This is a genomic window from Campylobacter concisus (genome assembly GCF_003048875.2).
Taxonomy (GTDB): domain Bacteria; phylum Campylobacterota; class Campylobacteria; order Campylobacterales; family Campylobacteraceae; genus Campylobacter_A; species Campylobacter_A concisus_AU.
The window spans coordinates 691,839-717,115 of sequence record NZ_CP049264.1 but is presented as its reverse complement, the minus strand read 5'-3'; the positions used below and the strand labels follow the sequence as shown (position 1 = coordinate 717,115).

The following is a 25,277-nucleotide window of genomic DNA, read 5'->3' as shown; positions in this document are numbered from 1 at the left end:
TCAGCTTCCCTTTAAAATAACAAAAAAGAGTAAATATGTCAAATTTTCTCTTTAAATTTTTATGAAATTTTAAGCTCTAGCCACCAAAAATAGCCACTTTGAAATTTATCTCAAGTCTCTTTCATCTCTCTTTGGTTTTGCAAGGGTTGTTAGCACTATGACGACAAAAGCGATGCCAAATGTGATATACAAAATGATCTTTGGCGAGTCATACTCTATCCTCGACCTTGCGACCTCTTCGCCGCTTACCTCCACTAGCTCGCCGCGTTTTATCATATCGCTGATATCTTTTGCGCTAAGCTCTTTAGACGCTCTTGTTAAAATTTCTATGACGCCAAGGTCCGCCACCTCATAAACGCTATGTCTAATGCCATAAAATGGCTTTATCTTACTAAAAAAATAGTGCTTATCGCCATTTGCATAGACCGCGCCGTATTCGCCATCTTTTACCAGCCCTATCTCACGCCAAGATGAGCTTGGGGCAAATTTATATAAAGAGACTGTTTGCGCCTCTAAGTGTCTGCCATGCTTTGAGCGCCGCCACTCTTCGCCTTGTTGTAAGAAATACGCTGAGCTCTCATCTACAAAAACGTCAGCATAGAGCCTTTTTAGCTCGCCTTTTAGCTGGTAGTCTGAAATTTTAGCCTGTTCGTTTTTGCTGCTATCCCAAAAGTAAATTCCATCTTTGCTGGCAAAAAGAGGCCAAAACGAGTGCACGTTATCCACGCTATAAATGGCGCTATAAGGCATATTTTGAGCGCTAAATTTATGCTCATTTGCAAACGCCGCCCCACTTTTTGGCTCAAAAAGATATTCTATATCGTGCTTTGGGTCATAGCATATCCGGCGCACCTCATCTGTGTAGCTTGTATCAAGCTTATAAAAGCCCATAAACAAGCTTTTGCCGTCTGTATAATATCCGCTAGCAGCGCCATTTTCTGTCGTGATGTATCTTAGCTCGCTAGGCTGCGCGTCAAGCTTTTCGCCCTTGTAGTAAAGCGTGCCGCCGTCTCTTGCAAAGCCAGCGTCAAATATAGGCTCTAAATTTGTGCTTTCAACCCTTTTTGTCCTATAAAAATAAGGGCTATCATCGTAGCTTTTTATAAAAACGTGAACAAGGTTTTTCATAATGGCGCCAAATTCGCTAAATCCCGCCTCTTTCTCGCTTCTAGTGCCACAATAATAGCTTATCTTGCCATCACTTATATAGCCATTGCCAAGCACTTTGGCACTTTTTGGATCAAGATCAGGTAAAATTTCTCTAGCGCAATAGACATGATTTTTATCAGCCGCTACGTTTGAATAATCATACGCGTGTTTTAGCTTCAAGACCCTAAAACTAGCCTCATCGACGCCTTTTAGCTCATACTTGCCACTGCCTGAAATTTGAACGTAAATTTTACCCTCAGGCGAGCGGTAAAACTCGCTATTATCAATGTTTGCAAAGCTTCTTTGATACTCGCCCTCATGCCATAGATAAAGCATCGCCAAAACAAAAAATAGCGTCAAAATGACAAAAAGATAAAGGATCTTAGTCGCAATTTTTCTCATTATCTATAATCATCCACCCTTTTTTTAAGCTCGCTTTTTTGATTTTTGTTTTTAAAAATAGCGCCAACCACCGAGAGCACAAATGCGATGGCTAAAAATATCCAGTAGGCATATTTTTGTGAGTAATCATCAAAGTCGCTTATCGCATCGATCATCACCTCGCCCTCAGCTGGCACCATAGCGCCTTGATCTACCATTTTTACTATCTCATCAAGTTTTAAATTCTCAACATTTGAGTCATAAGGACGAGTGAGGATTTCAACCACGCCAAGGTCGTTTATATCATAAATGCTGCTGTTAAAACGCCAGCCGTAGCCGACGTTATCAAAATAATATGTCTTATCGCCATTTGCATAGACCGCTCCGTAGCCATCGTTTCTTACAAAGCCGATCTTTCGCCACTGCTCTTTTGTATCAAGCCTTACGATACACGTGTGGCGTGAGCTTAGGCTGTGGTTTTGTTTTGTGTTGTGCCAAATTTCATAGGTTTTTAAAAAATATGTCTTGCCATCACTTATCACCACGTCGCCATATAGCGGCGTTATCTCGCCTTTAAATGGATCATCTCCGTCCCTTACAAACTCGCCCTCATCTATGCTGTTATACCACTGCCACTTTCGCTCCCAGTGATAGATACCGCCTTTACCGCGAAAAAGAGCGTGATAGGAGTGCTCATCTTTTAGGTTAAAAAGTGGCTCGTATGGGGCAAATTTTGGGTCAAATTCATGGTTGTTTGCATAGACCATGCCAGAATTTGGCTCATAAAGATAGTGAATGCGCCATATCTCGCCGATATCACGCATTTGTGGGCTAAATTTGATCCCTAGTTTTGTGCTGTCATAATAGACATTTTCTCCGTCAGTCGTAAAATGCACGCTCTTTCTGCCAGATGCCTGCTCGATATATCGCATTTTGCTGGCATTTGCGCCCTCTAGCTCTTTGCCCTCATGATAGACCTTTACTCCGTCGCTTGCATAGCCAAAGCCCAAGATCGCAGCTAAATTAGCGTTATCAACCTGCCTAAATTTATAGATATGAGTTTGCGCTTTAGGGGTATTAAACATTTTATGTGAGAATATGTCCCAAAACTCTTTAAGTGCGGATATTTCAAGGTTCGTCTCGCTTTCGCTATCGCAAAAATATGTTATCTTGCCATCGCCAAAATAGCCATTGCCAAGCGCTCTAACGCCATTTGGATCAAGCCCGCTCATCACGAGATTGCCACAATATACCGCCTTATCGCTAGCGCCAACATTTCTGTTGTCGTATTTGCCGGTGTCAATGTATCTAAATTTACTGGCTTTCACGCCTATTAACTCAAATTTACCGCCACTTGGCACCAAGGCATAGACCTTGTCGTCTTTGACGTAAAAAAAGCTATTATTTAGCTCTTTACTATCGCCAATGTCGTCATCTAAAATAGAAACTAACCCAAAGATAAAAAAGTAGGTAGCAAAAAATATCACAACAATGGCGATTATTACAGAGATTAGCGGATGTTTTTTTAGCATTTTAGCCTCGTTTCAAACAAATTTAGCGACCTCATCAAGTCGCAAAAACCTTTCATACATTTAAATTTCAAAGTTCTATCCAAATATAAAATATCTAAAAATCAAAAACCTATAATATGCAGATTTACCCATCCAAAATAGAAAACAAGCGGCTGCTAATGTAACAAAAAGCCTATAAATGCTAAATTCCAACGTGATCCCATAATAAATAACCCACAAAGAAATAAAACAAAGATACAAGGCAACAAGCAAAAAGAATAAATTTTCTATCCTTGCCAAAAGCCCTGACTCTTCGCTGTTTTTTGCTATTAGTCTAATTGTCTCTATCTTATTTAAAAATCCAACCTTTTTATATTTTATCTGGACTAGATCGCCTACTTCATATTTATATATTTTAGGCGAAAATGTCTCACTAAACCTCATCTTATCAACGATAATGCTAAGGCTTACAACGGAATTTTGCCTAACAACTCTCGTATTTAGCGCGCTTATCCTACCGATCTTTTTCAAGCTACTCTAGCTCCTCGGCGATCTCAAGCACTTCAAAATACTCATTTTCTAGGCTTTCAAGCTCAGCTTTTGCACTTTCTAGCTCTTCATAAAGCTTGGTTAGCCCCACTTCTTGATAAATTTTTGGATCGCTAAGCCCCTCATTTAGCTCAGCCACTCTTGCCTCAAGGGCTGAAATTTTATCTGGATATGTGTTTAAAATTTGCGTTTGTTTGTAGCTTAGTTTTGCGCCAGATTTACTCTTTTGCTTGGCTTCATTTTGGCTATTTGCTAGCTCTTTTTCAAATTTATCAAGCTCTTTCATCTCATCTTCAAGCTCCAAATAGACGCTATACTCCTCGTGCAAGACATTTATCTTTGTCCCCTCAAACGCCCAAAGCTTATTTGCCATCTTATCGACAAAATATCTATCGTGGCTAACTAGCAAGATAGCCCCTTCAAAGCTTTGCAAGTAGTCTTCTAAGATGTTGATAGTTGCGATATCAAGGTCGTTTGTCGGCTCGTCAAGCACCAGCACATCGTAAGTTTTGGTAAAAAGCATCGCAAGCGCGACGCGGTTTTTCTCGCCGCCACTTAAAACGCCTATCTTTTTATCTAGAAATTCCTTTGGAAAGAGGAAATTTTTAAGATAGCCATAAACGTGCATATTTCGCCCACGCACCAGCACGTGATCGCCGCCATTTGGGCAAAATGTCTCTATAAGGCTCTTCTCATCATCAAGGACATTTCTAGCTTGGTCAAAGTAACCGATACTCACCTCGCCTCTTTTTATCTCGCCGCTACTTGGCTTTTCAAGTCCTAGCAAAATTTTAAGTAGCGTGCTTTTGCCACTGCCGTTTCGTCCAACTATGGCGATCCTCTCGCCCTGCAAGATTCTTGCGTCAAATTTTTCAAAAAGCACCTTGCCGTCTATGCTTTTGCTTAAATTTTTAAACTCAAAGAGCATTTTTTTGCGGTTTTGGCTCTGAACTTGGTTGAAATTTTTACTCGCACGCTCCAGCTCTAGCCTCACGCGCCTTATCACGCCTGGGTTTTTCTTGGCCTCCTCGCGCATGGCTAGCACTCGCTCTTTTCTGCCCTCATTTCGCTTTAGTCTAGCTTTTACGCCGCGCCTTAGCCACTCCTCTTCAGCCTTTAGCTGTTTTAGCAGCGTCTCATGCGACTTTGCAAGGCTTGCTAAAATTTCCTCTTTTTTGGTTAGATAGTTTGCATATCCGCCCTCGAAATTTTTTAAGCTTGCATCCTCGACCTCAACGCACCTAGTAGCGAGCGCATCGATAAAATACCTATCGTGGCTTATGAAAACTATGCTTTGATTTGAGCTTTTAAGCATATCTTCAAGAAATTTGACCATATAGACATCAAGGTGGTTTGTAGGCTCATCAAGCAGCAGCACATCTGGCTTTTTAAGGATGAGCGCACCCAGTGCCACGCGCCTGATCTCGCCGCCACTTAGCGAGCAAATGGGCCTGTTTTCATACTCTTTTAGCTTAAATTCTTGCAAAATTCGCTCGATCTTATGCTCGATATTCCAGCCATCTTTTGCCTCTATAAATTTTAAAAGCCTCTCTTGCTCTTTTAAAATTTCTTTGTTTTCAGGCTCATTTGCTAGTAAAACGCCACTCTTTTCATACTCGCTTATCGCGTCAAATATCTCTTTTAGCTCGTTATTTAGCGCATCTCTTACGCTAAATGTGGCGTTAAAATTTGGATTTTGCGCTAGCATCTCGACGCTTATTAAGCTCTGCACTATGCGTCTGCCACTATCAGCTGTCACCTCGCCAGAGATGATCTTCATAAGCGTGCTCTTGCCACTGCCATTTTTGCCGATGATTGCTATCTTTTCATTTTCATTTACGCTAAGGCTTACGCTGTTTAAAATTTCATTTGCGCCAAATTTTTTACTTACGTCTATTAGGTCGATTAATGCCATTTTTCTCTCAAATTTTAAATTTTTTGGATTATATCAAAAGGGAGCTAAAACCTAATTTGGCTATAATCGCCCAAAATTTAAAAAGGGAGAAATTTATGAATCTTTCTATGAAAAAACTGGTCGTACCTATATTTTTAGATATGTTTTTGCACTTTATAACGCTCATCATCAACACCTACATGGTGACAAAAGTGAGCGTGCATCTAGTTGGCGCCATGGGTGCTGGCAATCAAGTGATGGATCTTTTTATGACCATTTTTAACTTTTTAAGCATGGGCTGCTCAGTCGTCGTCGCACAAGCACTTGGAGCAAAGCAAAACGAGCTAGCCTCAAGCGTCATACACGCAAGCATCACGTCAAATACGGTCTTTGGTATATTCTCAGCCATCATCATCTACGTCTTTGGCTACAACATCTTAAATTTACTAAACGTACCAAAAGAGCTCATCAATGAGAGCTTTTCATACCTGCACATCCTTGGCTTTGCATTGCTATTTGATGGCATCGGCATGGTGCTAGCTGCGGTGCTTCGCGTCTACAACTTCGCAACCGGCGTAATGCTAACCTCAGTTTTAATGAACGTCATCACCATTTTTGGCAACGCCATCGCCCTTTTTGGCTGGTTTAACCTGCCAAATTTAGGCTTGCAAGGGGTCGCTCTCTCAACACTTGTAGGTAGACTAATAGGCGTTTTTGTCCTACTTTACATGCTCACTCGCGTAGCAAAAGTTCAAATTTATCTTAAAAAGCTGCTTGTTGTGCCGTTTGGAATTTTAAAGAAAATACTCTCAGTTGGCTTGCCAAGCGCTGGCGAAAATTTACTCTGGATGGCGCAATACATGGTCGCATTTGGCTTTATCGCGAGCATGGGCGAGGCAACTCTTAGCGTGCAGACTATCTACTTTCAGATTACACTTCTAGTCTTGCTTTGTGGAGCAAGTATCAGCGTGGCAAACGAGGTCATCGTTGGGCATTTAGTGGGAGCTAGCGAGTTTAACGAGGCTTACACAAGAACTTTTAAAGCCTTGTGGCTTGGAATTTCTATCACGCTCGTCGTCGTTTTGATCGCCTACGCCTTAAAGTATAAGATCATGGACGCGCTAAATTTAGATGAGAGCTTGCGCAAGATAATGCTACCGCTCTTTACCCTCTCGATCGTGTTAGAAGCTGGCAGAACCTTTAACATCGTCATCGTAAATGCCCTTCGTGCAAGTGGCGACGCGAAATTCCCGCTAGCGACTGGGCTTATCTTTATGTGGGGGCTTTCGCTGCCGCTTGGATATTTCTTAGGCATACACCTTGGCTGGGGCATCGTTGGCGTTTGGATAGGATTTTGCGCTGATGAGTGGCTAAGAGGCCTTGCAAATACTTGGCGTTGGAGAAGCAAAAAGTGGCAAGAAAAACGCCTAGTTTGAGGCAAAAGAGCCTAAATTTAGACTTTTATGGCTTAAGCGTTTTAATAAATTTTAAAACAAATGTAAAGGCTATGCGATTAAGAGTTGGCAAGGACGCTAAGATCACGCTTTCTATGCCATTTTACAGCACGCAAAAGATGGCTCTTAGTTTTCTAGAGACGCACAGAATTTGGCTTGAAAACTCATATAAAAAAGCTCTTTTAAATTTGCCAAAAGATGATGAGATGAAATTTCTTGGGCAAATTTATAAGATCAAATTTGATGAGAGCGTAAAGATGCCATTTTTTGAAGATAAATTTATCATAACGCCAAATTTAAAGGCACTTGAGCGCTTTAAAAAAGCAAGAGCAAAAGAGCTATTTTTAGAGCTTGTAAGCTACTATCAGCCTCATATCAATAAACCAGTTAGTCGCATCGTCATAAGAGATAGCAAAACTCGCTGGGGCAGCTGCAACCACAAAAAAGGCTATATAAACTTAAGCCTAAGGCTCATCGAAAAACCGCTCTCAGCCGTGCGATACGTCGTGCTTCACGAGCTTACTCACCTGCTCTATCCGCATCATCAAAGCAGCTTTTATAAATTTATAGAAGCCATCATGCCTGACTACAAAGAGCAAGAGCAAATTTTAAAATCATAATTATTTTTCATCAAGTAAGTGTAAATTTAATATGTTAAAATTGCACATTACTTTACAAAAGGAAAATTTAATGAAAAAAATGATTTTTATCTCGCTTCTCGCAGCTTGCGCTCTAGCAGGCGACTTTGAAGATGGCTTGAAAGCTTATGCTGACTCAAATTTCACTGAGGCTTTGTCTAAATTTGAAGCAGGTTGCGCGGCAAATGACGCAAGATCGTGCGCAAAAGCAGGTGCGATCTACCAGCTTGGCAAAACTGATGTGCCAGATAGCAACAAAGCGTTAGAGTTTTACAACAAAGCTTGCCAAGGTGGCGAAAAAGAGGGTTGCTCAGCAGCTGGTGGAATTTATCTAAACAGCGATCCACAAAAGGCAAGAGAGCTTTTTAACAAAGCTTGCGAGCAAAACGACGGCTACTCTTGCGGCATGATAGGCTCGATACTAATAGAAGCTAAGAAATTTAAAGAGGCTTACACCTTCTTAGAAAAAGGCTGCAAACTAAGCGATAAGATGTCTTGCGAGTTTGCAGGCGATCTAAAACGCTCAAAACAACTTTGATATTTAGGCTTTAAAAGCCTAAATTCTCACTTTTTATAAAATCAATAGAAATAAATAAATTTAAAAGTTTAGGCAAGAGAGCTCTTGCCTGATGTTAAATCGCTCTTATTTGATCAAGCGGTTTATCTTTTATGCCCCACTGGGTCATAAAGATAAATCCATAAAGAGCTGCTGCTACGATGTAGGCTGTGTATTCGTTTGGCATTAGACCAAATTTCACGCAGATGTTTGGCACAAGTGCTAGAGGCACGACTGGGATAAGTAGCACCCTCTCCCAAATCCTAAGCTTTGTGACGTAGTAGCCTTGAAGCAAGCTTGAAAAGGCAAACATACCCACGATCGCCATGCCAAAGACGAGCAAAATTTCAAGTGGGTTGCTCATCCAGACTATCCCTTTTGAATCAAGTGGATCGCTCGTGTTTATGCTCTCAATTAACATAAGTTTGTTGTTAAAGAAAAAGGCAAATGGTAAGATCGCTGTTCTTAGATCGTAAAAGAACCCTTGCACGCCAACGGTTATTGGATTTGCTTTAGCGATGCCCGCTGCTGCGTAGGCTGCGATGCCAACTGGTGGCGTGTCATCGGCTAAAATTCCAAAGTAAAATACAAAAAGATGCACGGCAATGGCAGGGATCAAAAAGCCATTTTTATGCGCTAAAAACAAGATAACTGGTGCAACAAGGCTTGAGACGACGATATAGTTTGCTGTCGTTGGAAGACCCATGCCAAGGATAAGCGACATAAGAGCTGTTAAAACTAGGATCATCATGATGTTATCGCCTGCTAAAAGCTCAACTAGATCAGAAAGTACCTGACCAAGGCCGGTAAGCGAGATAGAGCCCACGATGATGCCTGCAAGCGCGGTTGCGATGGCTATTGTAGTCATGCTCTTTGCAGCTGCGACCATCGCCCAAAATATATCCTCAAAGCCAAGAAGCACGTCGCTTAGCCCTACTTTTTCGCCTGAAGCTAGCTTTTTAGTTGGCTCTTGAAAGATCATTATCAAAAATAAAAATCCAATCGCATTAAACGCTGCAGCTATGGCTGACTCTTTTGCGATTAAAAGCGTATAAAGCAGGATCAAAATAGGCGTTATATAGTGAAGTCCGCTTACAAAAATTTTAAATCTTGAGTGAAATTCGCTCTGATTTATGCCTTTTAGTCCAAGCTTGACGCTCTCTAAATGCACGATAAAAAATAGCGATAAATAACAAGCAAATGCTGGAATGACCGCTGCCATCATAACATTTGTATATGTCATACCTAAAAACTCAGCTATGATAAAAGCAGCCGCACCCATGATAGGAGGCATGAGCTGTCCATTTACGCCAGCTGCAACCTCGATAGCACCAGCTTTTGTGCGTGAAAGACCAGCTTTTTTCATAAGCGGAATGGTAAATGTACCAACGGTTACGACGTTTGCTGTGGAGCTGCCTGAAACCATGCCAGTTAGGCCACTTGCGATGACTGAAGCTTTAGCTGGACCACCTCTATATTTGCCAAGAAGTGAGAAGGCTAAATTTATAAAGTATTGTCCAGCACCTGCTCGCTCTAACAATGAGCCAAAAAGAACAAAAAGATAGATAAAACTAACGCTAACGCCGATAGGCACGCCAAAGATGCCCTCGGTTGTCAAAAACATGTGTCCTGCGATCTTTTCAAAGCTAGCGCCTTGATGAGCGATGATGTCTGGCATATAAGGACCAAAGTGATCATATATCAAAAATAATATACAAATGATAGGAAGCGCTGGTCCCATGACACGCCTGCCGGCTTCAAGCAAGACAATGATCGCTAAAAACGATATTACGATATCTTGAGTGATATAATCCCCTGTCCTATCAGCTAGCTCGTAAAAATAAACCGCTGGATAAAGCACGGCAACAACGCCTACCACGCAAAAAACTAGGTCGTAAAATGGCAAACTTGAGTGAGCCTTTTTATGAAAAGTGACTGGATAGAGCAAAAATACAAGCCCAACCGCAAAAGCTAGGTGCACTGAGCGCGAAATGTTAGTATTTAGTGGGAAATACGCTATATAAAGCTGAAAAACTGACCAAGAGAAACACGCAAATGCGATAAAATAGTTGTAAATATTGCTATTTATCTCTCTTGTCTTTACTTCGACAAATTGTTCTTCGTTGTCATTAACTTCGTTCATCTTTCTCCTTTAAAATTTAAATATATAAATTTAGAAGAAATTTGCATATTTAAATTTTATCCAGAGGCAAAAGCCCCTGGAAATTTGAGTTATTTTAAGATACCTGCCTCTTTAAATGCAGCCTCTGCAGCTGGGTGAAGCGGAGCTGAAAGACCTTGAACAAGATCCTCTTTTTTAACTGATTTTAGCGCTGGGTGAAGAGTTTTATACTCATCAAAGTTATCTAAGATAGCTTTTATCACAGCTTTTACAGCCTCATCTTTTGTATCTTTGCTAGTTACTAAAACAGCTTTTACGCCTATAGTATTTACATCGTGATCGACGCCGTCATAAGAGCCTTTTGGGATCACACCTTTTGCAAAGTATGGTTTTTCTTTAAGAAGGCTATCGATCTCGCTGCCTTCGATGTTTAGGATATCAATAGGCAAAGATGTCGCTGCATCAGTGATGTTTGCAGTTGGGTGACCAACGACAAAGCTATATCCGTCTATCTTTTTATCTTTTAGTGCATGTGGGCATTCGCCAACTGTTAAAACGCCGCGATATCCTAGTTTTGAAACGTCAAAGCCCTTTGCTTTAAAGACTTCAAGCGTGCTCACTTCGTTGCCGCTGCCTGGGTTTCCGACGTTGTATTTTTTACCTGCAAATGAAGAGAGATCGCTTGTTAGACCGCTATCTTTTGCTACAACAAATGCAAGAAGCTCTGGATAGATCGCAACTACTGAGCGTAAATTTTCATCTTTTGCTCCGTCAAATTTGCCAGTGCCGTTAAATTTATCATAGACGACGTCACTTTGAACAAAGCCAAATGTAAGCTCTTTTTTAAGGACGTTATTTACGTTATAAACAGAGCCGCCAGTTGATTGGACTGAGCATTTTACATCGGTGTTTTTGTTTGCCAAACGGCAGATTGCTCCACCTATCGGATAGTATGTACCTGTCATGCCGCCAGTGCCGATACTTATAAATTCTTTTGCTGAAAGTGTTGTTGCCAAAAGCAATCCAGCAAGTGCCAAAGAAGTAGTTTTCATCTAAAATCCTTTCAAAAAATTTAAGGCTATTTTATTCTATAAATTTAGCTTTGTATCTTTTTGATATGATATTTTTATGCCATTTTGGTAAAGTTGCAACTATTCTACACAATCAAGGCTTAAAAAAATATTTTCTTAAGAATAAATTTATATTTCTTTTACGAGCATTCTAAATTTTAAGAGCTAGAATTTCTAGCTCTAAATTTAATCGATAAACCTCTTTGTGATATTTGCGTAGGCGTCGATCCTGCGGTCTCTTAAAAATGGCCAAATTCTGCGCACTTCTTCGCTTCTTTTCATATCTATCTCAACGATCTTGCAAAGCTCATCTGTGCTGTTTGCACGGAAAAGCTGCTCGCCTTGTGGCCCAAAAACAAAGCTATTTCCCCAAAATTTAATCCCATCCATCACGCCGCTATCATCTTTTTCAAAGCCCACGCGATTTACTGCAACAACTGGCAGGCCATTTGCCACGCTATGGCCTCTTTGCACTGCCACCCACGCTTCAAGCTGTCTTGACTTTTCATCGTCGTTGTCGCCCTCAAACCAGCCAATAGCCGTTGGATAGATAAGAATTTTCGCCCCTTTTAGCGCCATTAGCCTTGCTGCCTCTGGATACCACTGATCCCAACACACCAAAACGCCAAGCTTGCCAAGGCTAGTTTCAACTGGCTCAAAGCCGATATCACCAGGCGTGAAGTAAAATTTCTCGTAAAATCCAGGGTCATCAGGGATGTGCATTTTGCGGTATTTGCCGGCCACACTGCCGTCGCGCTCTAAGACAAAAGCAGTGTTGTGATAAAGTCCGTCAGCTCTCTTTTCAAATAGTGAAGTAACCAAAACCACGCCATTTTCTTTTGCCACCCTACCCCAAAAAGCGACGTCCTCTTGCCAGTCGTTTGCGTGATCAAAGAAATTTGTATCCTCGCTTTGGCAAAAGTACTGCGTCTGGTGCAGCTCTTGGCAGACAACTAGATCAGCGCCACCTTTTTTTGCCTCGGCGATTAGCTCAAGTGTCTTTGCGATGGTCGCCTCTTTTGTCCCTTTAAATTCTTGTTGAAGTAGTGCTACTTTCATCTCATCTCCCTTCTTTGTCGTTGTATGGGTCTAAATGCGTGGTTATCTGCCACGAAAATTCCTTAAATTTCTCTCTTATCTCAGCTTCAAGCGAGTCAGCCACCTCGTGCGCGTCGTAAAGCGAGATATCTTTGTCAAAAACTAAATGCAGCGTTAAAAATATGGTATTTGCGCTCTGTCTTGTATTTAGGTAGTGAAAGTCTGAAATCCTCTGCTTTGCCTTTATCATCTTGATGATCTCGTCCGTGATCTCAGGGCTTGCCGCGTGATCTAGCAAGACACCAAGGGCGTCTTTGCCAAGGCTTATGGCGCTTTGAGCGATGTAGCCGCTTATCACGATACCAAAGATCGCATCTATCATCACAAATCCGCTAAATTTAATGATAAGAAGAGAAATAATGACAGCAAGGTTGCTAAAAAGGTCGATCTTGTAGTGCAGTGCGTCTGCTTTTATGATAAGGTTGCCACTTTTTTTAGAAATTTGGTTTAAAAATAGCACCAAACATAGCGTCACAACTACCGAAAAGACCATCACACCAAGGCTTAAGCCAAGGTCTATCTCTAAATTTGGCTCGCTAAATTTCTTAACGCTCTCATAAAATATATATCCAGCAGCCAGCACGATGATGACACACTCAAATAGCGCTGCTAACGCCTCTAGCTTTGTGTAGCCAAAGTTAAATCTCTCATCGGCTTGCTTTCTTGACTTTCTAAGCGCAAATAAATTTAAAAGCGAAACGATAAAATCAAGCATTGAATCAATCGCAGAGCCAAGCACAGCAACTGAGCCGCTAAAAAGTCCAGCTGCAAATTTCACAAGTGCGAGCAAAAAAGCGCATGCTCCAGCTGCGATAACAGCCTTATTTTCGCCCTGCGTGCACTCCTGCTTATTTATGCTGTTAAACTCATAATCAAACGGACTTGACAAGGCTAAGCCCTTTTGTATCTATTTTGGCTTGAGCAGTGAAGCGAGCCATTTTGACGGACAAAAACTAGTGAATTTACACCGATGATCTTTCTGTCTGGCAGTGCCTTGGCTAGTAAATTTAGCACCTTTTCATCGTTTTCGTCGTTATATATTGGCACGATTAGCGCACCATTTATAAAGATAAAGTTTGCATAGGTGCAGCCAAGCCTTTTGCCATCATAAAATTTAGGTTTTGGTAGCGGCAGAGCAAGTAGCTTAAAGCCAGTTTTTTTAAGCTCATCCTCCATCTTTTTAAGCTCATCAAAGTGTTCATCGCTCTTGTCATCACAAGCTGCGTAGGCTACCATATCAGGCGTGATAAAGCGCGCTAAAGTATCGATGTGACTATCTGTGTCATCGCCTTTTATAAAGCCATTTTCAAGCCAGATGATACGCTTTAAGCCAAATAAATTTTTTAGTTTTTCTTCGATCTGCTCTTTGCTAAGTGCTTTGTTTCTATTTTCATTTAGCAGGCATTTTGAGGTGGTTAAAAGCACGCCATCTCCGTTAAACTCGACACTTCCGCCCTCTAGTATCATATCAACCGGCTCAAGCTTGGTCCTATAAATTTTAGCTAGCTCCAAATTTATCGCATCATCTTTTGAGCTCTTAAATTTACCGCCCCAAGCGTTAAATTTAAAGTCGTAGCTCTTTATGCCGTCCTTGGTGCAAACGTCGATCATGCCGTAGTCTCTGATCCAAGTATCGTCAGTCTCAAGCTTGACAAACTCAACATTTTTAAATTTCTTAAATCTATCAAAATTTGCCTCATCAGGGCAGATGAGCACCACCTTTTCATAGGGCGTAACAGCAGCCACAAGCTCCTCATAGCTCGCCAAAATCTCCTCTAAATAAGGCTCCCAGTCGCTCTTACTATGTGGCAGTGATAAAAACAAAAGCTCCTGCTCTTCCCACTCTGCATACGCTCTCACGCTCTCTCCTTGTAAATTTTATAAATTCCATATATCGTAATGATTATCCAAAAGACCTCTATTAAAAATGAGCCGAGGTTAAAGTGCACAAAAAGCGAGATTATAAGCAGCACCGCACCTGCTAAATTTATTATCTGATAGGCTAGATCATGGCTATTTAGGTGGCCGATCTGAAGTAAAAAGTAGCCCATCACGATGCAAATCATCCCTAAAAAGCCGATGATCTGAAAAAGATCGATCAAATTTTATCCTTTTTGTAAGCTTAAATTTAAAGCGTGATCATATCTAATTAGTTTTAAATTTATGATTATGGGATAAAATAACTCCATTTTTCAGATTGGATTAAAGTTTATGGATTTTGAGTTTATCGAGAAATTTTACCCCCTTTTTGTAAAGGCTGGGATTCTCACCTGCCAGATCGCATTTTTGGGGATCGTTTTTTCTATTTTGATAGGCATTTTTTGCATGGCTGTGAAATTTTACAAGCTAAAATTTCTCTCAAAACTAGTTGATTGCTACGTTGAGCTTTCAAGAAACACGCCGCTTCTTATCCAGCTATTCTTTTTATACTACGGCTTGCCAAAGCTTGGAGTGTCGATGAGCGGTTTTACCTGTGCAGTCGTGGGGCTTAGTTTTCTTGGTGGCAGCTACATGAGCGAGAGCTTTAGACTGGGCTTTGAGGCGGTGAGAAGGTCACAGATAGAAGCAGGACTTAGCATCGCACTTAGTAAAAACCAACTCCTAAGATACGTCATCTTGCCACAAGCCTTTAGCGTGGCGCTTCCAAGTATCAGCGCAAACGTCATATTTTTACTAAAAGAGACAAGCATCGTTAGCATCGTAGCGCTTGCTGATCTAGTCTATGTCGCAAAGGATCTCATCGGACTTTACTACAAGACAGATGAGGCGCTTTTTATGTTGGTTATTAGCTATCTTGTCATCATCTTGCCAGTCTCGCTGGCGCTTAGCTACGTCGAAAAAAGGGTGAGAAATGCAAGGAGTTAGTATATTATTTGACACGCAAAATTTGCTAAGACTACTTGAAGGTCTTGTGGTAAGCACTGAAATTTCACTTATCTCGATCATCATCTCCGTTATCGGTGGCCTCATACTTGGCGTTTTGATGAGCATGAAAAACAAATTTATCTATCTTATTTTAAAAATTTGCCTCGAGATCGTGCGCATCATGCCTCAGATCGTCTGGCTATTTTTATTTTATTTTGGCGTTAGCAAGGCTTTTGATATCCATATCTCAGCATTTACCGCCTCGCTCATCGTCTTTAGTCTTTGGGGCGTTTTTGAGATGATGGATATCGTGCGAGGAGCGATCACCTCGATACCAAAGCACCAGTTTGAGTCAGCCGCCTCACTTGGACTTAGCAAATTTCAAATTTACTTTTATGTCATCATCCCACTTGCTACTAGAAGACTGGTGCCTGGAGCTGTAAATTTACTAAGCCGTATGATAAAAACGACCTCTATCGTCGTGTTAATCGGCGTCGTAGAGGTGGTCAAAGTCGGTCAGCAGATCATCGAGCGAAATGTATTTACAAATCCTATGGCGCCATTTTGGATATATACGCTCATATTCTTTTTATATTTTGCGATCTGCTATCCAGTCTCAAAACTATCAAAAAAACTAGAAGAAAAATGGAGCTAAAATGAGCGAAAATATCTTAGAACTTAAAAAAATAAACAAATTTTATGGAGAGCTTCACGCCTTAAAGGATATAAATTTAGAGGTAAAAAGTGGCGAAGTGGTCGTGCTTCTTGGACCATCAGGCTGTGGCAAGAGCACAACTCTTAGGTGCATAAACGGCCTTGAGAGCATAGCAAGCGGCGAGATCATCATAGACGGCGAAGTGATAGATGCTAAATTTAAAGAGTGGCAAAGGATCCGCCAAAAAGTCGGCATGGTCTTTCAAAGCTACGAGCTATTTGATCATATGAACGTCATAGACAACGTCCTTCTTGGGCCTTTGAAGGTGCAAAAAAGAGATAGGGCCGAGGCTGAAAAAACGGCTGATATGTGGCTAAGCAAGGTTGGGCTACTTGATAAGAAATTTGCCTATCCAAAGGAGCTAAGCGGCGGCCAAAAGCAGCGTATAGCCATCGTTAGAAGCCTTTGCTTAAACCCTGAGATCATGCTATTTGACGAGGTTACGGCTGCGCTTGATCCTGAGATCGTTAGAGAAGTGCTTGATGTGATACTAAATTTAGCCAAAGACGGCATGACGATGCTAATAGTCACCCACGAGATGAGCTTTGCAAGGGCGGTTGCAAATAAGATCGTATTTATGGACGCTGGAGCGATCGTGGAGATCAGTGAGCCAGAGGAGTTTTTTACTAATCCAAAGAGCGAGCGAGCGAAGAAATTTCTAAATTTATTCTCGTTTTAGAAAAAATAAGAGATAATTTGCCGTTTTTTCAAAATGCGTTTAGAGCGAGATTTGGTCGCTCTTATTTACTAAATTTTTCAAAGGAGAAAGAGTGAGAAAATTTAAATTTTTCTTATTAGCATTAGTCGCTACCGTCTTTCTAACGGGTTGTGGTGATGACAAAGGTGCGGACAAAGCAGCCACTTCAAACCAAGCTGACACGATCGCAAAGATCAAAGAGCGTGGATATATAAGGATAGGCGTTTTCAGCGACAAACCGCCATTTGGCTACGTCGATAAAGACGGCAAAAACCAAGGCTATGACATCTATTTTGCAAAACGCATCGCAAAAGACTTGCTTGGTGACGAGAGCAAGGTTAAATTTGAACTAGTCGAGGCTGCTGGCAGGGTCGAAGTGCTTACAGCTGACAAGGTCGATATCACGCTTGCAAATTTCACAAAGACGCCTGAGCGCGCGCAAGTTGTTGATTTTGCGCTTCCATATATGAAGGTCTCACTTGGCATCGTTAGCCCTGAGGGCGCTGTGATAAAGAGCGTTGATGAGCTAAAAGATAAAACTTTAATCGTCAATAAAGGCACAACAGCGGACGCATTTTTTACGAAAAATTATCCTGATATCAAGCTTTTAAAGTATGATCAAAACACTGAAACTTTCGCGGCTTTGGTTGATAAAAGGGGTGCTGCTCTAGCGCATGATAACGCCCTACTTTTTGCCTGGGCGAAAGAGACTCCTGGCTTTGTCGTAGGCGTTGAAGCGCTTGGCGATGTTGACGTGATAGCTCCAGCTGTCAAAAAGGGTAACAAAGCCTTGCTTGAGTGGCTAAACAACGAGATCATCGAGCTTGGAAAAGAAAATTTCTTCCACAAAGACTATGACGCAACGCTAAAACCGATCTATGGTGACAGCGTAAATCCTGAATCTCTAGTCGTCGAAGGCGGCAAACTCTAAATTCAAAGTGAGTGATCATAGTGAATGAATTTAATGAATATGTTCGCGATAGATTTTCTGAATTCGGCGATATTGTCATAAAATCCATGATGGGTGGATACCTTGTATATTTTAACGGTAAACTGATAGGTGACATTTGTAATAATGAACTGTTTTTAAAGAGAACGCCGACATCGGACAGACTTCTTGCAGACTCAGAACTACGTTATCCTTATAATGGCTCAAAGACGTTAATGCATGTATTCGAGAAATTTGAGGATGCGAATTTGATTGGAGAATTGTTGCGCGGCATGTATGCGGAACTGCCCGAAAAGAAACCAGCAAAAGCCAGATAAGTTGGATGTTTAACCCAAAATGCTTTTATTGGCTACATCAAGCTCTTTAGTAAATTTGTCACTTTTTGCTCGATCTCTTCTAGAAATTCCTTGCTCTTTGCTTCAAATCTAGTGACGATAACTGGCGTTGTATTTGACGCACGCACCAGCGCCCAGCCATTTTCAAACTGAATTCTAATGCCATCAATATCAATGATATTTTTTATCTTTGGCAGGTCGCAACTCTCGTTTTTCACGCACTCTTTTAGCTTGGCAACTATCTTAAATTTAGCCTCGTCAGTCGTCTTTATCTTGATCTCATCGGTGCTAAAGACAAGTGGCATCTTATCAAGCTCGCCGTCAAGGTCAAAGCCCTTATGAACCAGCTCAAGCACCCTCATCATCGCATAAAGCGCATCATCAAAGCCAAAATAGCGCTCTTTAAAGAAGATATGTCCGCTCACCTCTGCTGCAAGATCTACGTTTAGCTCTTTCATCATCTTTTTAATGTTGCTATGTCCCGTCTTACCCATGAAAACTTCGCCGATTTTTGCAATCTCATCATACATATTTTGTGAGCATTTTACCTCGCCAAGCACCTTTGGATGTTTCATATTTAGCGCATAAAGATATGCTAGCTCATCGCCTTTTATATCTCTTTTTGGCGTTATAACCGCGATCCTGTCGCCATCTCCGTCAAAGCCAAATCCAAGGTCAAATTCCTTCTTTTCGATGAGCGAAAATATCTCTTTTAAATTCTCTTTTTCGCTTGGGTCTGGGTGGTGATTTGGGAAATTTCCGTCTGGATCTTCATATAAAATTTTTGCATTTAGTCCAAGTGCTTTAACGATAGGCACCAAGCTCACGCCAACAGCGCCATTTGCGCAGTCGATAACAAAAGGCTTTTTGAAATTTTTAAGCTCGCTAAATTCTTTTACAAAAAACTCAACGTATTTTTCTAAGATATTAAATTTCTCACAGCTCTCATCGTCTGCTATTTGCTCACCAGAGGCGATTATCTCATTCACCTTATCTTTTAAAATTTGCAGATCTTTGCCAAAAAAACTATCTTTTTTAATAGTGATCTTAAAGCCGTTATAGTCTTTTGGATTGTGAGAGCCCGTGATCATGATGTTTGCGTCAAAATAATCAGCATAAACGCTAAAGTAGCCAACAGGAGTTGGTAGCAAGCCGATGCTATAAATTTTAAAGCCACCAGCCTTGTTTAGACCACTTAACAAATACCTAAAAAGCGTGCTAGCACTTAGCCTTGCGTCAAAGCCAACGCTTAAAGTTTTCACGCCAAATTCGTTAAATTTCTTACCCAAAGCAAGCCCTATAGCCTTGACACTGTCCTCTGTCAAATCTTTTTCAAAAATGCCACGGATGTCGTATTCTCTAAAAATTTCATCATATTTCATTGTAAATTCTCCCTAAAAGAATGCAAAAATGATACAAGAATAAATTTAAAAAGGAGTAAATAATTTTATAAATTTAGTGAAGTTAAAATTTAAATTCGAGCTAGAAAGCTCTAGCTCGAAAAGGGCTGCTACATCATACCGCCCATGCCACCCATTCCGCCCATGTCAGGCATTGCAGGCATTGCTTTTTCTTCTTTTATCTCGCTGATAGTTGCTTCAGTTGTTAGTAGCAAGCTAGCCACGCTAACAGCGTTTTGTAGCGCAACTCTCTCAACTTTAACTGGATCGATGATGCCAGCTTCAAACATATTTACATATTCGCCAGTTGCAGCGTTAAAGCCAAAATTTGCATCTTTGCTTGTCTCAACTGCGTTCGCTACCACACCTGCGTCAAAGCCAGCGTTCTCAGCGATTTGGCGAAGTGGAGCACGAAGCGCTCTTCTAACGATCTCAGCACCGATTGCCTCGTCACCTTGTAAATTTAAATTTACACTCTTTGAAGCGAGGATAAGAGCTGAACCGCCACCTACTACGATGCCCTCTTCAACAGCTGCACGAGTAGCGCTTAGAGCATCATCTACGCGGTCTTTTTTCTCTTTCATCTCAGTCTCAGTCGCAGCACCTACTTTGATAACTGCCACGCCGCCGCTTAGTTTTGCAAGGCGCTCTTGAAGTTTTTCTTTATCGTAGTCGCTTGTAGTCTCGGCGATTTGAGCTTTGATCTGAGTGATTCTAGCGTCTATTGCTGACTTCTCGCCTGCACCATTTACGATAGTAGTGTTATCTTTGTCGATAACTACGCTTGAAGCTTGTCCAAGGTCGTTTATAGTAGCGCTCTCAAGTGTTCTGCCTAGCTCTTCGCTGATAACCTCGCCACCTGTTAAGATAGCGATATCTTCAAGCATCGCTTTTCTTCTGTCGCCAAAACCAGGAGCTTTAACAGCTGAGATGTTTAGCACGCCACGAAGTTTATTTACAACAAGCGTTGCAAGTGCCTCGCCCTCGATATCTTCAGCGATGATTAGAAGTGGTTTGCCACTCTTTTGTACTTGCTCAAGCACTGGAAGCAGGTCTTTTAAATTTGTGATCTTCTTGTCAAATAGCAATATAAATGGATTGCTTAGCTCAACTTGCATCTTTTCAGGGTTTGTGATGAAGTATGGGCTTAGATATCCGCGGTCAAACTGCATACCCTCAACAACGCTTAGCTCGTCTTGGATAGACTTTGCCTCTTCTACTGTTATGACGCCATCTTTGCCGACTTTCTCCATCGCATCAGCGATAAGCTTACCGATGCTCTCGTCTGAGTTTGCAGAGATAGTAGCGATCTGAGCGATCTCTTTTGAGCCAGAAACTTTTTTAGAGATGTTTTTTAGTGCATCTATAAGAGCTGCTACTTCTTTATCCATACCGCGTTTTACTTCGATAGGATTTGCACCGGCAGTTACATTTCTAAGACCCTCTTTAAATATCGCGTGAGCTAGCACAGTCGCTGTTGTAGTGCCGTCACCTGCTTGATCGTTTGTCTTGCTTGCTACTTCTCTAACTAGGCTTGCGCCCATGTTTTCGATAGTATCTTTTAGCTCAACCTCTTTAGCCACGCTAACGCCGTCTTTTGTGATGTTTGGAGCACCAAAGCTCTTTTGGATAAGGACATTTCTGCCTCTTGGTCCCATTGTCACTTTTACAGCGTCATTTAGTTTTTTTACGCCCTCGTATAGGCGGTTTCTTGCATCATCAGAGTAAAAAATTTCTTTTGCCATTGTCTTTCCTTTTTAAATTATTTAATCACGCCTAAAATGTCGTCGATGTTTAAAACAAGATATGTCTTATCATCTAAATTCACCTCAGTGCCAGCGTATTTAGCAAATACTACTTTTTCGCCAACTTTTACGCCCTCAGCTTCAGCACCAACTGCTTTTACCTCGCCGCTTAAAGGTTTTTCTTTTGCGTTATCAGGTATAATTATGCCCGAAGCTGTCGTCTTTGTCTCTTCTACGCGTTCGACTAGGACACGCTTGCCTAATGGTTGAAAGTTCATTGTTCATCCTTTTAGTTTAATTGTCTTTTTTAGCACTCTTTATTTTTGAGTGATGAAATCCTAGCATTTTTTTCTGAAAAAGTCAATAATTTATAGTAAATTTTATTAAAAACTTTAGTCTAAGTGACTAAAGTTTTATGATATGTAAAACTAATATAAAGGAATTTTATGAAAAAAGTAGCTTACATAGTTGGCGCGCTTGTGCTCATAGTAGCTTGCATCTTTGGCTTTATCTTTAGCTCAATTGGTAATAAATTTATAGCCAGCAAAATAGAAAAAGAGGCACTCGCTCGCGGTATTGATGTCAAATTTAAAGAGTTTAATTTAGGGCTTAGCACCTTAAATTTAGAGGCGACCGTGATGAATGCCATAAATTTAAAGGTAAATGGCGATCTATCCTTGCTTGCTCAAAGTATGAACTTAAATACAGATATAAACGCCGACAAGGCAAAGGCTAGCGAGCTTGGGCTAAAAAAGGATGTCGCACTTAAGGCAAACGTGGCTGGTAAATTTAGCGACTTCAAGCTAGCGGCAACTGGCACGGCACTTGGCTCAAATGTAAATTTAAATGCAAATTTAAAAGACTACCTGCCAAAAGCTCTAAATCTTGACGCTAAAAACATCGAACTTTCTGAGATATCAGCTCTTGCTAAAAAGCCAAATTTAGCTAGCGGCAAGCTTGATCTAACGAGCAATATGCAAGGGGTCGATGAGAAAAATGAGCCCATCATTAACGCTCAAATTTTAGCAAGCGATGCAGCGATAAACAAAGAAATTCTTAAAAATGAATTTGGGCTAAATTTAGCAAAAGATATAAACTTTAAAGGTGGCGTAAATGCTAAATTTGCAAATGAAAAAGTGAGTGCAAAAACCCTCATCATCGCACCTGAAGCCACTTTAAAAGCAAACGAGACGACTTATGATCTAGCTAGCAAAAATTTAAAGAGCGACTTTTTGCTAAACGTGCCTGATCTTGCCCTTTTGGGCAAGCTCTTAGGCGAGCAACTAAGCGGCGCTGTGGATGCAAACGGCGAAATTACAATGCAAGAAAATGCCCTTCAAAACCTAAAAGCTGAGATAAACGGGCTTGGTGGCAAGATAAATGCAAATTTTGATAGCAAAAACTTAGCCCTAAATGCAACTAACATCAAGCTAAAAGAGCTTCTAGCGCTTGCCTTGCAGCCTAGCTACGCAGACGGGCAGATAAATTTAAACGCAAATTTTAGCGGCTTTGACGAGCTAAAAAAGCTTGCAGGCGAGGCTAAATTTGAGATAAAAAACGGTCTTATAGATAATGGTCTTGCAAAGCTTAAAAATGCGGCGAAATTTGAGCTAAAAGGCGGCGCCACAGCAAAAGGTGAGCTTGTAAATTTTGACGCAAACGTGCTTAGCGACCTTGGCGAGTTAAAGGATGTAAAGGGCGTTTATGACCTAAAAAACAATCAAATTTTTAGCAAATTTGCCCTGCTCATTAGCGACCCTGAGAAATTTAAAGCGGTTAGCGGCTTTGAGGTTGGCTCAAAGATGGCGCTTGCTGGCGATGTGAAGGTTAAAGCAAGCAAGATAGATGAGCTAAATTTAGGCGGCGATGCCTTTGCTGGCAAGCTAAACGCCACCATAAAAAATGAAAATCTTGATATTAGTCTAAATGAGGCGCAGCTAGGAGAAATTTTAGCACTTAGTGGCAATGATAGGCTGCTAAACGCTAAGACAAATGTCCAAGCAAAGGGGCAAAATATCTTTAGTAAAAGCCCAAGCATCACCACAACGATCGCTTTAAATGATGGTAAATTTAACGCCGCAGCGCTTAGCAAAATGCTTGATAAAAAATTCCCTGAAAATGAGAAATTTAGCTCAAATTTGAGCCTAGACTATAAAGGCGACATGGTGAAATTTAGTGGCGACTTTCTTAGCTCACTAGCTGATATAAAGGGCATAGATGGCAGCTTTGACGTGGGCAAAAGCACGCTAAACTTAAAGCTTCAAGCGGTAGTTTCGGAGCTAAATAAGCTTGCATTTTTAGCTGGCCGCGAGCTTCACGGTAAATTTGCAGCCCTAGTAACGGCAGAGGGCAAAGTGGATGATCTAAGCGTAAGAGTCACCTCAGATGATCTATTTAAGGGCAAACTCGAGGCAAACTACAAAGGTGGCGTGCTTGATGCGGTGCTAAAAAACTTCGAGGTAAAGGGACTAACGCAGACCCTAGCGCTTGATCATCTCTATGACGGCAACGGCGATGCTAAATTTGACTACGAGACAAAGCAAAAGCTCGGCAAATTTGACATCTTGCTAAAAGAGGGCCACCTAGCCAGCACAAATCTCACAAACAACATAAAAACCTTCACCGGCAAGGACATCACAAAAGAAATTTACAAAGACGGCAAAATTTACGGCAATATAAAGGGCGATAACGTCATCTTTAACGTAAATTTAAGCTCGCCAAAGAGCGATATAAAGGTTGCAAACGGCACTTACAATATCGCCACAAAAATGCTTAACGCGCCACTTGTTTGCAGGCTAGAAAAGACCGATCTAAACGTGCAAATCTCAGGCACTACAGACAAACTAAAATACGACGTCAGATCACAATATCTTGAAAATAAGGTCAAAAAAGAGATAGGTAGATTTTTAGATAAAAAGCTGGGCAAAGATGATGAAGGCGCAAACGGCGAAAAGCAAAATTTAAAGGGGCTTTTAAAAGGGCTATTTTAGATGAAAAAGGCGGAAAATTTAAAGTATCTAATGGGGCTTGGGCACTTTTGTAGCGACATAAACCAAAGTGCGCTTGGTGCGATGCTACCCTTTTTCATCGCGAGCTACCACTACGACTACGCCACGGCCGCCTCGCTCGTGACCGCCACGAATTTAGCAAGCTCGCTCATCCAACCGCTGATCGGCCGCTTAAGCGACAAAAAAGAGCTGCCCTACGTCATCCCGCTTGGGCTGCTGTTTGCGGGCGGGGGCATGAGCCTCACTGGCTTTGTCACAAACTACTACATCATCTTGGTTTGCGTGATGATAAGCGGTATCGGCGCCGCGCTCTTTCACCCAAGCGCCGCAAGGATCGTAAATTACGCCTCAAACGCTAAAAATAGAGCCAAAAGTATAAGTATATTTTCATTTGGAGGTAACGTAGGCTTTGCAGTTGGACCCATTTTAGTCGCCGTTTTTGTGGGAAATTTTGGACTAAAAGGGACGCTAGTCTTTATAATCCCTCAAATTTTTCTAACACTTTTATACCTTAAAAAGGGCAAATTTATAAAAGCGCTCGAAGGCAATCACAAAAAGCAAATTTCACAAAAAACAAGCGCTCTAAAAGACGATCTGGGCGCATTTTTGAGGCTTTGTGTCTGTATATTTTCACGCTCGATCGTCGCATTTGGCTTTTCGGCATTTTTTAGCATCTATCTGATCAAAATTTTTGGCCTTAGCAAAGAGGCTGCAAATGTAAATTTAAGTATGTTTTTTGCTGCAGGTGCGATCTCTACGCTATTTGGCGGAGCTCTAGCTGATAGATATGGCCTAGTTAGGCTCATCAAAATAAGCCTAAGCATCGCCGCACCGCTAGTCGTGCTAATGCTCTTTATCGACAGCTACGCGCTATTTCTCGCGGCTTCCATGTGCGTGAGCGCCTGCATCAGCCTATCTTTTAGCCCTTCAATCGCCCTTGCACAGCTTTATCTGCCAAATCAAATCGGCCTAGCCTCTGGCGTAACGCTTGGGCTTAGCATCACAATCGGCGGTATATTCGCAACGGTCATCGGCAAGATCGCTGACATCTTTAGCCTAACGCACGCGTTTTACTTTATCGCCGCAGTTTCGCTTATCTGCGCGGTGTCAAGCTATTTTTTAAAGCCAGTCACGAGATAAA

The 25,277-nt window shown here is 41.4% G+C and carries 23 protein-coding genes; 10 read left to right on the top strand and 13 right to left on the bottom strand.

Going from position 1 to position 25,277, the window contains the following annotated elements; translation table 11 throughout:
• Positions 1-105: 105 nt before the first annotated feature.
• The 4 genes from CVT07_RS03615 to abc-f form a co-directional block, all read right to left on the bottom strand.
• Positions 106-1,551 (bottom strand): DKNYY domain-containing protein, encoded by a 1,446-nt coding sequence (locus CVT07_RS03615; protein WP_107937045.1) that lies wholly within the window; start codon positions 1,549-1,551, stop codon positions 106-108.
• Complete coding sequence (locus tag CVT07_RS03610) at positions 1,551-3,062, bottom strand: DKNYY domain-containing protein (protein ID WP_021089342.1); 1,512 nt, start codon at positions 3,060-3,062, stop codon at positions 1,551-1,553. Before CVT07_RS03610 ends, CVT07_RS03615 begins: the two co-directional genes overlap by 1 nt.
• A gap of 75 nt (positions 3,063-3,137) precedes the next feature.
• Positions 3,138-3,572, bottom strand: a complete 435-nt coding sequence (locus CVT07_RS03605) for a hypothetical protein (RefSeq protein WP_021089328.1) — start codon at positions 3,570-3,572, stop codon at positions 3,138-3,140.
• Position 3,573: 1 nt separating this feature from the next.
• Positions 3,574-5,505, bottom strand: coding sequence for a ribosomal protection-like ABC-F family protein (gene abc-f / locus CVT07_RS03600; protein WP_107937043.1), 1,932 nt, complete (start codon positions 5,503-5,505; stop codon positions 3,574-3,576).
• 95 nt (positions 5,506-5,600) lie between these two features.
• Between abc-f and CVT07_RS03595 the strand changes: the two genes are divergently transcribed.
• From CVT07_RS03595 to CVT07_RS03585, 3 genes are all read left to right on the top strand, one after another.
• Positions 5,601-6,920 (top strand): MATE family efflux transporter, encoded by a 1,320-nt coding sequence (locus tag CVT07_RS03595; protein WP_107937130.1) that lies wholly within the window; start codon positions 5,601-5,603, stop codon positions 6,918-6,920.
• Entirely contained in the window at positions 6,875-7,558 is a 684-nt protein-coding gene (locus CVT07_RS03590) for a M48 family metallopeptidase (protein WP_107937041.1), read from the top strand. Before CVT07_RS03595 ends, CVT07_RS03590 begins: the two co-directional genes overlap by 46 nt.
• Before the next feature lie 70 nt (positions 7,559-7,628).
• The gene (locus CVT07_RS03585) at positions 7,629-8,114 is read left to right on the top strand and encodes a tetratricopeptide repeat protein (protein ID WP_107937039.1); all 486 of its coding nucleotides are present in this window, start codon (positions 7,629-7,631) and stop codon (positions 8,112-8,114) included.
• A 94-nt stretch (positions 8,115-8,208) separates the two neighbouring features.
• Here the strand turns inward: CVT07_RS03585 and CVT07_RS03580 are convergent, their stop codons facing one another.
• The 6 genes from CVT07_RS03580 to CVT07_RS03555 form a co-directional block, all read right to left on the bottom strand.
• On the bottom strand, positions 8,209-10,275 hold the full coding sequence (locus CVT07_RS03580; RefSeq protein WP_107937037.1) for a TRAP transporter permease: 2,067 nt from the start codon (positions 10,273-10,275) through the stop codon (positions 8,209-8,211).
• A gap of 89 nt (positions 10,276-10,364) precedes the next feature.
• On the bottom strand, positions 10,365-11,306 hold the full coding sequence (locus CVT07_RS03575; protein ID WP_107937035.1) for a TAXI family TRAP transporter solute-binding subunit: 942 nt from the start codon (positions 11,304-11,306) through the stop codon (positions 10,365-10,367).
• Between the two features lie 204 nt (positions 11,307-11,510).
• A complete protein-coding gene (locus CVT07_RS03570) occupies positions 11,511-12,383 on the bottom strand; it encodes a carbon-nitrogen hydrolase (protein WP_107937033.1) in 873 nt (290 codons plus the stop codon).
• 1 nt (position 12,384) lies between these two features.
• The gene (locus CVT07_RS03565; protein WP_107937031.1) at positions 12,385-13,311 is read right to left on the bottom strand and encodes a cation diffusion facilitator family transporter; all 927 of its coding nucleotides are present in this window, start codon (positions 13,309-13,311) and stop codon (positions 12,385-12,387) included.
• A 2-nt stretch (positions 13,312-13,313) separates the two neighbouring features.
• Positions 13,314-14,282 (bottom strand): agmatine deiminase family protein, encoded by a 969-nt coding sequence (locus CVT07_RS03560; protein ID WP_107937029.1) that lies wholly within the window; start codon positions 14,280-14,282, stop codon positions 13,314-13,316.
• Positions 14,279-14,524: a CBU_0592 family membrane protein gene (locus CVT07_RS03555; protein WP_107937027.1), complete on the bottom strand. Its 246-nt coding sequence runs from the start codon at positions 14,522-14,524 to the stop codon at positions 14,279-14,281. Before CVT07_RS03555 ends, CVT07_RS03560 begins: the two co-directional genes overlap by 4 nt.
• A 109-nt stretch (positions 14,525-14,633) precedes the next feature.
• On the opposite strand from CVT07_RS03555, the gene CVT07_RS03550 reads away from it, so the two are divergent.
• The 5 genes from CVT07_RS03550 (at position 14,634) to CVT07_RS03530 (ending at position 17,965) form a co-directional block, all read left to right on the top strand.
• Positions 14,634-15,287 (top strand): amino acid ABC transporter permease, encoded by a 654-nt coding sequence (locus CVT07_RS03550; RefSeq protein ID WP_103585795.1) that lies wholly within the window; start codon positions 14,634-14,636, stop codon positions 15,285-15,287.
• Positions 15,274-15,942, top strand: coding sequence for an amino acid ABC transporter permease (locus tag CVT07_RS03545; RefSeq protein WP_107937025.1), 669 nt, complete (start codon positions 15,274-15,276; stop codon positions 15,940-15,942). Before CVT07_RS03550 ends, CVT07_RS03545 begins: the two co-directional genes overlap by 14 nt.
• Before the next feature lies 1 nt (position 15,943).
• Complete coding sequence (locus CVT07_RS03540; RefSeq protein WP_103567186.1) at positions 15,944-16,681, top strand: amino acid ABC transporter ATP-binding protein; 738 nt, start codon at positions 15,944-15,946, stop codon at positions 16,679-16,681.
• A 91-nt stretch (positions 16,682-16,772) separates the two neighbouring features.
• Positions 16,773-17,630, top strand: coding sequence for a cysteine ABC transporter substrate-binding protein (locus tag CVT07_RS03535; protein WP_107937023.1), 858 nt, complete (start codon positions 16,773-16,775; stop codon positions 17,628-17,630).
• Between the two features lie 20 nt (positions 17,631-17,650).
• On the top strand, positions 17,651-17,965 hold the full coding sequence (locus CVT07_RS03530; protein ID WP_035142669.1) for a TfoX/Sxy family protein: 315 nt from the start codon (positions 17,651-17,653) through the stop codon (positions 17,963-17,965).
• A 32-nt stretch (positions 17,966-17,997) separates the two neighbouring features.
• Here the strand turns inward: CVT07_RS03530 and CVT07_RS03525 are convergent, their stop codons facing one another.
• The 3 genes from CVT07_RS03525 to groES form a co-directional block, all read right to left on the bottom strand.
• On the bottom strand, positions 17,998-19,365 hold the full coding sequence (locus tag CVT07_RS03525) for a phosphomannomutase/phosphoglucomutase (protein WP_107937021.1): 1,368 nt from the start codon (positions 19,363-19,365) through the stop codon (positions 17,998-18,000).
• A gap of 128 nt (positions 19,366-19,493) precedes the next feature.
• Positions 19,494-21,128, bottom strand: coding sequence for a chaperonin GroEL (gene groL, locus CVT07_RS03520; RefSeq protein WP_002940160.1), 1,635 nt, complete (start codon positions 21,126-21,128; stop codon positions 19,494-19,496).
• A 17-nt stretch (positions 21,129-21,145) separates the two neighbouring features.
• Complete coding sequence (groES, locus tag CVT07_RS03515; protein WP_009293641.1) at positions 21,146-21,406, bottom strand: co-chaperone GroES; 261 nt, start codon at positions 21,404-21,406, stop codon at positions 21,146-21,148.
• Positions 21,407-21,574: 168 nt separating this feature from the next.
• Between groES and CVT07_RS03510 the strand changes: the two genes are divergently transcribed.
• Positions 21,575-24,118: a tryptophanyl-tRNA synthetase gene (locus CVT07_RS03510; protein ID WP_107937019.1), complete on the top strand. Its 2,544-nt coding sequence runs from the start codon at positions 21,575-21,577 to the stop codon at positions 24,116-24,118.
• Positions 24,119-25,276: an MFS transporter gene (locus CVT07_RS03505; protein ID WP_107937017.1), complete on the top strand. Its 1,158-nt coding sequence runs from the start codon at positions 24,119-24,121 to the stop codon at positions 25,274-25,276.
• Position 25,277: the final 1 nt, after the last annotated feature.

Excerpts from the sequence above, each read along its gene's own strand:
- CVT07_RS03595 (WP_107937130.1), top strand. The coding sequence starts at position 5,601 with ATGAATCTTTCTATGAAAAAACTGGTCGTACCTATATTTTTAGATATG.
- CVT07_RS03585 (WP_107937039.1), top strand. The coding sequence starts at position 7,629 with ATGAAAAAAATGATTTTTATCTCGCTTCTCGCAGCTTGCGCTCTAGCA.
- CVT07_RS03550 (WP_103585795.1), top strand. The coding sequence starts at position 14,634 with ATGGATTTTGAGTTTATCGAGAAATTTTACCCCCTTTTTGTAAAGGCT.
- CVT07_RS03575 (WP_107937035.1), bottom strand. The coding sequence starts at position 11,306 with ATGAAAACTACTTCTTTGGCACTTGCTGGATTGCTTTTGGCAACAACA.
- CVT07_RS03505 (WP_107937017.1), top strand. The coding sequence starts at position 24,119 with ATGAAAAAGGCGGAAAATTTAAAGTATCTAATGGGGCTTGGGCACTTT.
- groL (WP_002940160.1), bottom strand. The coding sequence starts at position 21,128 with ATGGCAAAAGAAATTTTTTACTCTGATGATGCAAGAAACCGCCTATAC.
- CVT07_RS03615 (WP_107937045.1), bottom strand. The coding sequence starts at position 1,551 with ATGAGAAAAATTGCGACTAAGATCCTTTATCTTTTTGTCATTTTGACG.
- abc-f (WP_107937043.1), bottom strand. The coding sequence starts at position 5,505 with ATGGCATTAATCGACCTAATAGACGTAAGTAAAAAATTTGGCGCAAAT.
- groES (WP_009293641.1), bottom strand. The coding sequence starts at position 21,406 with ATGAACTTTCAACCATTAGGCAAGCGTGTCCTAGTCGAACGCGTAGAA.
- CVT07_RS03540 (WP_103567186.1), top strand. The coding sequence starts at position 15,944 with ATGAGCGAAAATATCTTAGAACTTAAAAAAATAAACAAATTTTATGGA.
- CVT07_RS03580 (WP_107937037.1), bottom strand. The coding sequence starts at position 10,275 with ATGAACGAAGTTAATGACAACGAAGAACAATTTGTCGAAGTAAAGACA.
- CVT07_RS03570 (WP_107937033.1), bottom strand. The coding sequence starts at position 12,383 with ATGAAAGTAGCACTACTTCAACAAGAATTTAAAGGGACAAAAGAGGCG.
- CVT07_RS03510 (WP_107937019.1), top strand. The coding sequence starts at position 21,575 with ATGAAAAAAGTAGCTTACATAGTTGGCGCGCTTGTGCTCATAGTAGCT.
- CVT07_RS03545 (WP_107937025.1), top strand. The coding sequence starts at position 15,274 with ATGCAAGGAGTTAGTATATTATTTGACACGCAAAATTTGCTAAGACTA.
- CVT07_RS03525 (WP_107937021.1), bottom strand. The coding sequence starts at position 19,365 with ATGAAATATGATGAAATTTTTAGAGAATACGACATCCGTGGCATTTTT.
- CVT07_RS03610 (WP_021089342.1), bottom strand. The coding sequence starts at position 3,062 with ATGCTAAAAAAACATCCGCTAATCTCTGTAATAATCGCCATTGTTGTG.